Annotated in this window: 10 protein-coding genes; 1 reads left to right on the top strand and 9 read right to left on the bottom strand. The window is 35.5% G+C overall.

Features of this window, described 5'->3' with window-relative positions:
* Positions 1-74: 74 nt before the first annotated feature.
* The 8 genes from BLR36_RS13895 to BLR36_RS13860 form a co-directional block, all read right to left on the bottom strand.
* Positions 75-983: an ABC transporter ATP-binding protein gene (locus BLR36_RS13895; RefSeq protein ID WP_093062355.1), complete on the bottom strand. Its 909-nt coding sequence runs from the start codon at positions 981-983 to the stop codon at positions 75-77.
* A gap of 17 nt (positions 984-1,000) precedes the next feature.
* Positions 1,001-2,191 carry a hypothetical protein gene (locus BLR36_RS13890; protein WP_093062354.1) on the bottom strand — a complete coding sequence of 397 codons (1,191 nt, stop codon included), beginning with the start codon at positions 2,189-2,191 and terminating at the stop codon, positions 1,001-1,003.
* Positions 2,192-2,621: 430 nt separating this feature from the next.
* Positions 2,622-3,812: a hypothetical protein gene (locus BLR36_RS13885; protein WP_093062353.1), complete on the bottom strand. Its 1,191-nt coding sequence runs from the start codon at positions 3,810-3,812 to the stop codon at positions 2,622-2,624.
* A gap of 12 nt (positions 3,813-3,824) precedes the next feature.
* Positions 3,825-4,943, bottom strand: coding sequence for a hypothetical protein (locus BLR36_RS13880; RefSeq protein ID WP_093062352.1), 1,119 nt, complete (start codon positions 4,941-4,943; stop codon positions 3,825-3,827).
* Between the two features lie 238 nt (positions 4,944-5,181).
* Positions 5,182-6,126 carry an aminoimidazole riboside kinase gene (locus tag BLR36_RS13875; RefSeq protein ID WP_093062351.1) on the bottom strand — a complete coding sequence of 315 codons (945 nt, stop codon included), beginning with the start codon at positions 6,124-6,126 and terminating at the stop codon, positions 5,182-5,184.
* 25 nt (positions 6,127-6,151) lie between these two features.
* Positions 6,152-7,576, bottom strand: coding sequence for a glycoside hydrolase family 32 protein (locus BLR36_RS13870; RefSeq protein ID WP_254771420.1), 1,425 nt, complete (start codon positions 7,574-7,576; stop codon positions 6,152-6,154).
* Between the two features lie 128 nt (positions 7,577-7,704).
* A complete protein-coding gene (locus BLR36_RS13865) occupies positions 7,705-9,108 on the bottom strand; it encodes a sucrose-specific PTS transporter subunit IIBC (protein ID WP_093062350.1) in 1,404 nt (467 codons plus the stop codon).
* Between the two features lie 167 nt (positions 9,109-9,275).
* On the bottom strand, positions 9,276-10,265 hold the full coding sequence (locus BLR36_RS13860) for a LacI family DNA-binding transcriptional regulator (RefSeq protein ID WP_093062349.1): 990 nt from the start codon (positions 10,263-10,265) through the stop codon (positions 9,276-9,278).
* A gap of 239 nt (positions 10,266-10,504) precedes the next feature.
* On the opposite strand from BLR36_RS13860, the gene BLR36_RS13855 reads away from it, so the two are divergent.
* The gene (locus tag BLR36_RS13855; protein ID WP_093062348.1) at positions 10,505-11,401 is read left to right on the top strand and encodes an EamA family transporter; all 897 of its coding nucleotides are present in this window, start codon (positions 10,505-10,507) and stop codon (positions 11,399-11,401) included.
* 173 nt (positions 11,402-11,574) lie between these two features.
* On the opposite strand, the gene BLR36_RS13850 is transcribed toward BLR36_RS13855, so the two are convergent.
* Positions 11,575-12,072: an LURP-one-related/scramblase family protein gene (locus BLR36_RS13850; RefSeq protein WP_093062347.1), complete on the bottom strand. Its 498-nt coding sequence runs from the start codon at positions 12,070-12,072 to the stop codon at positions 11,575-11,577.
* Positions 12,073-12,169 lie beyond the last annotated feature (97 nt).

Raw genomic sequence — 12,169 nt, 5'->3', positions numbered from 1 at the left:
AAAGAAAAAATCACAAGAGTTACTTTAAAAATAGTGTGTACCCTTGTGATTTTATCTTCCCATTTCATCTAGCTCTACTTTTGCTGATACTCCATCGAATATAAATCATTCAAAGTCACCGTTCCAAAACTAAAATCAAACAATCCTTGAGAGATTAGATACTGAGTGATGTGACCTAATAAAGCTATTTTATGCTCACTTACATCAATAAGCGTTTTACCATTTGGCAACATCTTTACTTCTAGTTCTGTAAATTGTTTCTTAAAGGCTTCGAGGTGCTCCTGTGAAAAGTTAGATACGCGGATTGTCGTTACTTTTTCCTCGTTAAAACCAGTAGCCATTTCATCCACAAGCTTAAGTTCACCATTTTTCATAAAGAATATTCGATCTGCATATTGCTCCAGATTTTCTAATAAGTGAGAGGCAATAATAATTGTTTTACCTTCCGATTTCTTTTGTAAAAGAATTTGAGATATTAGCTCCACATGTGTTGGATCCAAGCCGTTCATCACTTCATCCATCAGCATCACTTGCGTATTAGAAACTATTTGCATTGCAAAACATAAACGTTGTCGCATACCTAAAGAATACGTACCTGTCTTTTTCTTCACATAAGACTCCATACCAAGTTGAACAATTGTATCGTCAATTAGTTTAGGGTCACTATTCCACATCGCCTGATATATTTTCAGGTGGTTCTTACCAGATACATGATTATATAAATCACTCTGATCAGGCATCATAGATACATCTTGATGAATCTTCACTTCGTTTGTCTTATTGGAATATTGTAGTTCATTGTTCAAAATTACTTTTCCTTGACTTGGTGTTAAGTAATTCATAATTACGTTCATCAGTGTCGATTTCCCTGTTCCATTTGGTGCAACTAAGCCAACAATCTCACCAGGTTGAAATGTAATAGATATATCCTTTAATACTTGTTTATCTCCAAATTGTACGTGTATTTGTTTTAACTCCAGCATGGTCTATCACCCTTTCCTTAATCTATTAACTTAAATCTTTTAGACTGACTCACAATTAATGTCAATATCATCATGAGGATTGTGCAACTTCCTACAATTATTAATCCATTTTGATAGGTTAAGTGCCAGGATTCATAAATAAAGTTTTTATAACCTGAAATAATTTGTCCTACTTGTACATAGGAGGTTGGAAAGCGCTCTATATCTGTATAAGTTCCCATTCCTCGAACAAAATAAAGCCACTCAGCCGCTATCACGATAAAGCTGACAAATAAATTAATAAACTCAGTCTTCACAATTAAACTTAGGAACAAAATGATAGCTATAAAGAATAGAAGCCAAACACTAATAAACAAAGTGCTTTGTAAAATGAACGTTCCCATCGTCATATTCGTAAAGGTTCCTTCCAAGTACGAATAAATAGGTACCGGGAGTGAAAAATCACCAAACCCACTTTGTATCCCGATAATGATAAAACCTACACATAAAGGAATGACTGCCACCATGCTTCCTAAAAAAGCAACTAGTCCTTTCATCCATAGTTTTTCCCAATCAGCCATTGGAAATCCTTTTAGTAAACTTGGATAACGACGATCTTTCAATACAATATCTACAGAAAATAAGATACAGCTTATAAACAATACAACCGGTAAATAACTATTTAATAAACGTTGCAACGTTTGTAGAGCAGTTCTTTCTTCAAACAACTCAATCGAAAGCTTCGATTCTCCCTCTACGTATCCAGTAAATCGACTACTTGTATAGCCATAACCATAATGTCCATCAGCATGACCAAAACTATTGTTATAGGTGTAATAAAGGGGGTTGTAGAATAATTCTTTACTTTTTACGATATATTGATCAGAATACTTATACCATTTTGCTGTCGCTTTCGCATATTTTAAATAATCCTTCTCCCGAATTGCTTCTATCCTTGCTTTATCATAATTATTCCATTGAAGAAATATGGAAAGTGCGTAGACCACTTCAGTGTGTTTATTTTTTATACCTCCTACACCTTTGTTAAATTCATCTCTCGTTTCATATCGTGCTTCCATTTCCGCTACATCAACTTTTTCAATAGGCTCATACGAAGGTGCGACTTTTAATGCAAAATACACAGCTAAAAATAGTAAGATTAAATACACAGCTATATTTTTCTTATTGGTAAAAAATTGTTTTAATTCCCATTTAAAATAATTCCACATTTCATCCACCCCCTATATTTTCTGAAGTCGATAAATACTATTTAATAATAGCCATTAGCAATACAACGCTAATAAACAGAGCAACTAAGTATTACAATTTAGTGCGATGGGAGCAGCTAAATTCAGGAAATCTCCTTTTAAAACACTTAGAAAATTAACATGGATTAAACGGTCTAAACTTGATTAGTTCTGGGAAAAAATGGGAATTACGACAAGAGTAACCTGTATAAATATAGTTAAATAAACATTTTTAATAGTACATTTAAAATTACAGATAGTAGTATTGCAAAAACAGCTAAACAAATTATATAAACAATTGAAACTGCTATGTATTTGTAATTTGAAACGTAATCGATACATCCATTAATACTTGGTTATCCCCAAATTGAACACCTATTTGTTGTAATTCCAACATATCTATCTCCTTGCCTTAGGCTATTAACTTAAATCTATTAAAATGACTCACAATCCATGTCAATATCATTAAGATAAGCGTGCAACTTCCTACAATTATTAACCCACTTTGATAGGTTAGGTATGGAGACTCATAAACAAAATTTCTATACCCTGAAATTACTTGTCCTACTTGCACATAAGAGGTTGGATATAGTTGTATATCTGTATAAGCTCCCATAACCCGTTCAAAATAGATCCACTCAGCTGCTATTACTAATAAGCTAACAAATAGATTAACAAATTCAGCCTTCACGATGATACTTAGAAACAAAACGATAGCTATAAAGAATAAGAACCAAACACTAATGAACAAAGCGTTTTTCAACATGAATGTACCCATCGTCATATTGGAAAAGGTTTCTTCAATATAAGAATAGATAGGCACCGGAAGTGAAAAATCACCAAAGTCATTTTGTAATCCGATAATGATAAAACCAACACATAGCGGAACGAAAGACAAAATACTTCCTATAAAAGCTACAACCCCTTTCATCAAAAGCTTTTTCCAATCGGCAATTGGAAACCCTTTTAATAAACTTGGATAACGACGATCTTTCAATACAATATCTACAGAAAAAAAGATACAGCTTATAAACAATACAATTGGTAAATAACTATTTAATAAACGTTGCAACGTTTGTAGAGCAGTTCTTTCTTCAAACAGCTCTATCGAAAGCTTCGAATCTCCCTCTACATAGCCAGCAAATCTACTACCTGTATAGCCATAACCAAAGTGACCATCGGCATGCGCATAACTATTGCCAAATGTATAATAGAGAGGATTATAGAAGAATAGACCACCGTTGAAGATTATTTGATCTGAGTACTTATACCATCCTACTGTCGCTTCTGCATATTTTAAATAATCCTTCTCACCAATTGCCTCGATTCTTGCCTTATCATATTCATTCCATTGAGGGAATATAGCAAGCGCGTAGGCTACTGAAGGATATAACTGGGATTTTCCTTCTACGCTTTTGATAAAATCATCTCTCGTTGCGAAACGCGCTTCCATTTCCGCTACATCCACTTTTTCTATAGGGTCATACGAAGGTGCGACTTTTAATGCAAAATATATAGCTAGAAAAAGTAATATCACATACACAGCTATGTTTTTCTTATTCGTAAAAAATTGTCTAAATTCCCACTTAAAATAAGCCCACATTTCATACACCCCCTATATTTTCTGAAGCTTACCTGTCGATAAAAACCATTTGATAAAAGCTATGAGCAATACAATGCTAATACACAAATAGAGCAACCCAGCATTACTATTTAAGGCGACAGGAGTAGCTAAATTCAGAGAATCTCCATTTAAGACACTTGGAAAGTTAACATAGTTAAATGGATTAAACGGTATAAGCACGATTAGTCCTGGGAACAAAATAGGAATTACAACAAGCGTAACCTGTACAAATATAGTTAAATAAACATTTTTTAATAGTACATTTAAAATGACAGATAATAGTATTGCAAAAACAGCTAAACAAATCATATAAACAATAGAAACTGCTATGTATTTGTAAATTGGATAAATCGTTACTTCCCCGTTAAAAACAGCTACTGGATAAGATGACTGCCCTAGACCTTTAAAATAGATTAGCGGTAAACTACATATAATAAGCTCTATAATGAAAATAAAAACAATCCCCATCGAAGTCATACATTTCGCTAACACATACTTAGTAAAAGCGATAGGATAGCCTTTAATAAGAGAAGTATGTCGGAAGTCATCTATCATTATGTTTGATGAGTAGATACAGATTAGAACAAACCAAACGGAACCTACTACACTAAACAAAAATGCTAAAAATGGAAAGAAGCTTAGTGAACCAAAGGATACTTCTAAATTATTTTCCTTTAAGTGTTGATAATAGGAGGAATCCATTTGGTTTTCTATTTGGGAAGGTAAGTTTGCAGCTATAAGCTCATAACCGTCCATTTCATATGCTTGTTTTCTTAATTCTGTTAGTTCAATTGCTGTTTCAATAAATAAATCAGGACGCTCTGTTTTTAAAGCCATTCCCTGTTTCGGATACGTGTAATATTGTTTAACGATATTTTTATAAATGTCACTACCTTCACCATATTCACTGGCATCCACAATCTGAAATTTATTTAAAGCTACCTTGACTGGTAGTGATTCACTTGATTTCTCTTTAATCGGATTGCCTAACTCTGTCGTATTTGCATAAACGACTATTCCAATAATACATAGTGCTACCAGAATACAAGAAAAAATGTTTTTCCTATTCGTTTTCTCTAAAATAAATAGCGTTCTTAACATTCCACTCAACTGTTTCCACTCCCTATCAATCCTAGTGAATTATCGTTCATTTACTATTCTACCATTAAATTACTATTTATTTTAGAATATTTTGTTTATTTTGATTTATAGATAAAATTATAGTAATATAATAACAAATTGACTATTAATGGAGAAATTAACTGTAAGGAAACTGTATACCAAACATTTAATACTTTCCTAAAATAAAAAAAGGTATGTACACATGCAGTGTACACACCTTCTCATTTTATTTAAAATTCTTTAATTGGTCTTTAATTTCCTGTAGACTCGGTAATCCTGTCATGGCACCTTTTTGAGTGGTTGCTAGACCCCCAGAAATGCTTCCAAACCTAATGATTTCTTCCATTTCCGTATCAGTGAAGTTTGGAAGTGATTTAGCCGACTCATTGATCAAATAGAGCATCCCTGAAACAAAAGCATCCCCTGCTCCTGTTGTATCTACTACTTTGCTCTTTAAAGCTGGAACCCTAACAGTCTGATTATTAAATCGATAGATACTTCCTTTTTCACCTAGAGTCACTACAATTAGTGGTAAGTCAGGTAGGGACGCTATTCCTTCTTCCAAATTAGTTGCACCTGTCAAAAATTCGAGTTCTTCCTCGGATATCTTCAAAATATCTGCACTTGGAATAGTAGATATAATAGCTTCCTTTGCCATCTCACTTGAACTCCACAAATCTAAACGGAGATTTGGATCATAGGAAACAAGCATTCCTTTTTCTTTGGCTAACTCAATTGCCTTCAGGGTTGCTGACCTGGAAGGCTCACTGATCAATGAAATAGAGCCAATATGAAGAATCTTATTTGTTTCAAATAGTTTGTGATCCAATTCCTTTTCTTCTAGAAATCTGTCAGCACTAGGATTAATATAAAAACTGAAAGTACGATCCCCGGAAGGATCCAATGTCACAAATGTGACCCCTGTCTTTGCGTCCTCTGTAAATAACATGGACGTCGTCTGAACGCTATATCGATTCAACGTATCAACAAGAAAATGTCCTAGTACATCGTTTCCAACCTTCCCATGAAAGACCGATTTACCTCCTAGCTTTGCTATACCGACAGCAACATTTGCCGGTGCACCGCCAGGAGCTTTTTGGTAGGTTAAATTTTCATTATCTAATGGAATAAAATCAATTAGCGCCTCTCCTAAGCATATAACTCCGTACAAGCATTTCACCTCTTTCTGTTAAGCCTTACTCCAGATCCCAATAGTGCAATCTATAGTCTGTATCACATTGAATTGTTAATGTTTTATCTCTTAGTTCTGGAAAATAGCGAGCCGTAAAGACCTCTTCACCATTATTGATGAAAATTTCAATGGATGAGTGATCTAAAAGAATTTGAAGCTCCCTAACTGACTTTATTTTGCATGTTCTAGATTCTATTGCGTTTGTCTTTATATTTCGCCTTTGCAAGCTAATTTCCTGCTTGCTTGGGTCAAAGCAAAGCGATGCTTCATTTCGAAATGAAATATTAAAATAGCTGTTTTCATTTTGTAGTTCTAAAAGCAATTCACTTGTGCTAATCTCTAACCCATTTAAAAGTGCCTTTTCTTCATTGGTAATTACTACCTGATTTTTACGGAGTTTTTTCAGTTCCTCGACAGGATTTTGATATATCTTGCCTTCTCGAAGACTTAAGTTGCGCGGAATGGTTAAAGCATGCACCCAGTGATTCGAAATAGTCGGCTGATGCTCCTCCATTTCATCAGTAATTCCCATCCAAGCAAATAGGATTGTTCTTCCAGAAGAAGTCTCAAAGGTTTGAGGGGCATAAAAGTCAAAGCCCCGATCGAGTTCTGTAAAAGGTCCATGCGAAAAATTCCCTTTTTCATAATCAAGTTTTCCTACAAAATAACCCGATTGAAACACATTTTGATATAAATGCCCACAAGACTTTACTCCTTGTGGTGAAACGAGTAATACGTCTGTTCCGTTTAAATTAATCAAATCAGGACACTCCCACATATAGCCGAATTCTTTTAGACCATGCATGCCTGATCCAGCAATTTGCCCCACCTCTTGCCAATCATAGAGATTATCTGAAGTAAACAAAACAACTGTCCCTTTTTCCTCGTAGGTTTGAGCACCGAGAACCATGTACCATCGATCCTCCTTTTTCCAAACCTTTGGATCACGAAAATGTGGCGTATAGCCTTTTGGAAGAGTAAGAATCGGTCCTTTTTTTTCAAAGTGGATACCGTCTGATGAAACCGCAAGGCATTGATATGTTTCTCGTGAATCATCTTCCAACTTTACATTTCCCGTATAAAATAAGTACAGCTTGCCTTCCACTTCAATTGCACTCCCTGAATAGCAGCCATTCTTTTCATAGCTTTCACTAGGAAGTAAAGCAACTGGTTCTTCCCTCCATGTCACCATATCTGTAGATGTATAGTGACCCCAAAATTTAGAACCATGAGTGGTATCAAAAGGGTTCCATTGATAAAATACATGGTAGACTCCTTCATACTGGATCAACCCATTCGGATCATTCATAAGTCCAACAGGTGGCATAAGATGAAATTTCAAACGATATGGGTCTTGCATAACCTTATTTTTAAAATTATTTACTACTCGTTGAACCTCTTGCGTAAGGAGAGTTTCTTTTTCAGACACAACAAAACCTCCTATTCTTATTAAAACTGGAATTATCCAGTAATCTCAGCAAATGATATAGCTATTCCTATAACTGTTCTAATATCCTAAAAAGAAAAGACAAGTGATATCTTGCCTTTTCCCACTATTTACTGTTCAATTTCCTTCTTCATCTTATCTGAATAGCCGAACATCCAAGTCAAGGCGAATGCAACAGCTATAGCAACTACATTAACAAGAATATATTGCAGTACCTGTCCGTTTAAATAAAGCAGAATACCTGGAATTACTGTTACTGCCATTCCTGTTGCTTTGAGCCCAAGAATAGATGCCAAAAATCCTCCGACTCCTCCACCAATTAATCCCATGATGAAAGGTTTCCCGTAGCGAAGGTTAACTCCGAAGATTGCCGGCTCAGTAATACCTAAGAATGCAGAGAAGGATGAAGGTAAAGCAAGTGCTTTTAATTTCGCAGATTTTGTTTTTAAACCTACTGCTAGAGCAGCTCCCCCTTGTGCGGCTACAGAACAAGTTACAATAGCGTTGTATGGATTGTTTTTAAATTCGGAAAGTAATTGAATCTCTAACATATTGAATACATGGTGTACTCCTGTGATTACAATCAGCTGATTCAAACCGCCAATTAATAGACCACTAATACCAAGTGGCCATGAAAGAACACTTGTTGCAACTGTTAATATACCTTGTTCAACACTATGGAAAATAGGTCCTATTACGAGCAATGATAAAATGATCATCACCAAAAGAGTTAAAAACGGTGTCACAATCAAGTCCAATACTTCTGGCACACGTTTTCTGATAACCCTTTCCAGCTTAGCACCAAGAATACCCGCAATAAATGCTGGTATGACAGAACCTTGATACCCTACAACAGGTATGAAACCTAAAATAGTAATTGCTTCTGCACTTCCTCCAGCTACGTCATACGCATTAGGTAAGGAAGGGGATACAAGCATAAGCCCAAGTATCAAACCAATAATCGGAGTTCCACCGAATACTCTAAAAGTGGACCACGCAACCAAAGCTGGTAAGAAAATAAAAGCTGTATCCGTTAATACTTGTGTAAAAAGTATAAAGTTTTCTGAAATGTCTTCGGTGCTTAATCCAAATAGAGCCAGAATTTGATCTTGCATAATTAGACCACGAAGCCCCATGAATAAACCTGTAGCTACGAGAACAGGTATGATAGGAACAAATACATCCCCAAACGTCCGAATTGCCCTTTGAAATTTAGAGCCACTCTTCACGGCTTCCACTTTCTGTTCAGAAGCTGACTTCGTTTCGAGCCCAAGCTTGGATACTTCCTCATAAATCCGATTCACCGTACCAGTTCCAAATATTATTTGATATTGTCCAGAATTAAAGAAAGCTCCCTTAACCTTGTTAATGTCTTCTACTTTTTCTTGATTAATTTTGTCTTTGTCATTTACCATGATGCGAAGCCTAGTAGCACAATGAGCCACCGATTGGATATTGTCCTTCCCTCCAATTGCTTCAATAACCTCTTTTGCTATTTTACGATTTTCCTCCATCTCTCTTTCCTCCTTATGAAATCGCTTACATATAACAGAAAAAATATTTTCAAAAAGCACTCTTTTATTATCTCAAAATATTTTTTCTGTTGCTATGGAATCGATTCCATATTAGAAAAAAATAAAGTGTAATCGCAGATGACTGTATGGAATCGATTACACTGGTATTATATACTAAAATGATTTAAAAGTCTATGATCTATTAATCTAATGACATCCTTGCAGCTGCTCCCATCTATCTGCTTTAATAATAATTTTGCTGCTTCTCGACCTGCATCTTCAATGGAAAAATCGATAGTGGTTAAAGATGGAGAAATATATTTAGAAAGCTCTGATCCTCCCATTCCGGCAACAGCTATGTCGTTTGGAACAGAAAGTCCTATATCGTTTAAATATCTTATCGCACCAATTGCCAGTCGATCTGTTACAGCTAGTACTGCGGATGGTTTTTGCTTCGCATCTTCCATAATGGACTTCATGGATTCGTACCCTGATTCCACATCAAATTTTCCTTTTTGAATCCACTTATCTTCAGCAGTCAGACCATACTCTTCCAACCCTTTCAAATAACCCTGTTTCCGAAGATATCCTACGGAATGGTCTTGCTCATCCACCCCAATAAAAGCAATTTTTTTATGACCTTTCTCAACAAATAAGCTCACCATATCCCTTGAAGCCCTGTAATCATCAAAAAGGACATTGGCTAATCCAGCTATATGTTGACCGACCGTTACAAACGGGACTTCCCCCTGGTGTATTTCTTCAATTAATACTTCGTTGATATTAGTTGCTGACAAGATAATTCCATCTACATTACGGCTTTTTAATAGCTTTAAATACTCTATTTCTTTATTAGGATCCAGATTTGTGATCGTAAGAAGTATCTGATAGCCTTCCTTTGCCAGAATTTCATCAAGACCTTTTACGAGGCGGCTTGAAGTTTCAGTACTAATTTTCGGTAGTATGACGCCAATTACTTTTGTACTTTTGGTCCGCAGTGACTTGGCATACTGATTCGGTACATATCCCGTATCTTCAATAACTTTCAACACTCTTTTTTTAGCATCCTCACTGACATAACCCGAATTGTTGATCACTCTCGAAACAGTTGTCCGTGAAACTTTTGCTCTTTCTGCTATTTCCTTAATTGTTACCATGATTTTAGTCCTCCTGGACAATAAAAGATCTTTATTTTAATTACCCTGTTCTTTCTTTAAAACAATACCAACTTTTCAAGTATCAATCAAACCATTGTTTCTTACACAGCGACACTACCCAGCAACTAAGTCTACTCTTCCTATTTGTTCCTTTGTTAAAGCATTTAAGGTGGAACCAAGATTATGCTTATATATGTTATAATAGTTCGGTTGTGTCTTGACATCAAGGAGGTCATATTATGAAATTAAATAAAGGTGTTATATATATATTACTAGGTGCATCCTTTTTCGGCTTTACTCCGATATTTGCTAAACTTGGATTTAGCTTTGGCTACTCACTTGGGCAAATCAATATCGTTCAAATGGTCATCTCATTCTTTTTATTATGGTCCTTAACTCTGATTAAACGCGCGAGTTTCAAAGGGCTTAACAAGAAGAATGTTCTTCAAATAATGATTACCGGTTGCTTTATCGGTTTAACTAGTATTTTTTATTATGGTTCGATGCAATATTTACCGGCCTCGTTGGCCATTATTTTAATGTTCCAATTCGTTTGGATTGGCATCATTTTAGAATGGATTTTCAGCAAAATTAAACCTGCGCCTGTAACTATATTGTCCATCATTCTAATCTTAATAGGGGTCTTTTTTGCTTCGAATTTCGTGAATGGGGACATACAAGGTCTGCCATATAAAGGCTTAATCTACGGAATTCTATCAGCATTCACTTATGCAGGTTTTATTTTTTGCAGTGGAAAGGTCGCTGTAAATGTGGATCCATTAACGCGGAGTTCTTTGATGGTAACTGGGTCAACAATTTTAGTGTTTGTCCTTTTCATGCGGGACATTCCAACTGTCGTGCCACTGGAACTAAACTTATTTACAACAGCGATTGGCGTTTCGCTGTTTGGCGCAGTCCTACCACCATTATTTTTCGCAGCTGGTGCCCCTTTGGTTTCAGGAGGAGTTGCAAATATATTAACATCCATTGAATTACCTATTGCGATTCTTTCAGCAAGTATTATATTGTCGGAAGTGGTAACACCGTTACAGTGGTTAGGCATCGCTATTATACTAATAGCTATCGCTTTTAATGAACTCGGTACTAACTTTTTACGAATTAGGAAGCATTATTAGCGCTTAAGATGAATTCACTTAAGTACTTAGACTATTGCTAAGAGCATCTTTTTGCTAGTCTAAGACGGTAATTAATCTCGATGAAATTTGAGCTTGATTACCGTCTTTTTATTTTAATCAAGATATTCTCTCATATAATTTAGGTAAAGTGGGTGAATCTGAAAGAAAAATTATTACATCGTGGATGCGGAAGAAGCAGCTGCTTGGTCTGCTTTCACACAATCGATGGCTACAACAAACGCTATAATAATAGCCTCCATATCCTCATTCATAATTTGAACCTTGTAGCTATCGCCCCAAGTGAACCACTCTTTGCTTACCCTACCAACAACTACACCATGCTGTAACACTTCAAAGTTCATATCCCACCAGTTACCGTGTACTTCAATGTCTGCCGCATCAATCGTGTAGCGAGCTTTAAAGAAAGAAAACTCTTTCTTTATCGTTAACACCTCTCGACCATTCACTTCAACAAAAAACTTAGGTAAAAAACTGAAAACCTTTTTCGTAATAAGTGCGATTTCATCTCGAGTTGTATTCATAATAGAGAAAGTCTTAGGAATTTGCATAAAACTTCCCTCTACATAATAGATATCGTTCTCCTGCTCATCCTTCACGGTAAATTTACCGCTTAAACTGAATACTTTTTGCTTTATATATAGTTGCTTCATACTACCCCTCCTTGAACTAGAAAATCTAAAACTAAACTTTTCATTAATTCTATTTTAGCAAACTCTCAGAATAATCCCTACAACTAGAAAAGACTTT

The organism is Psychrobacillus sp. OK028 (assembly GCF_900103605.1).
In the GTDB taxonomy this organism is placed as follows: Bacteria; Bacillota; Bacilli; order Bacillales_A; family Planococcaceae; genus Psychrobacillus.
This window is presented reverse-complemented; position numbering and strand designations above follow the sequence as displayed.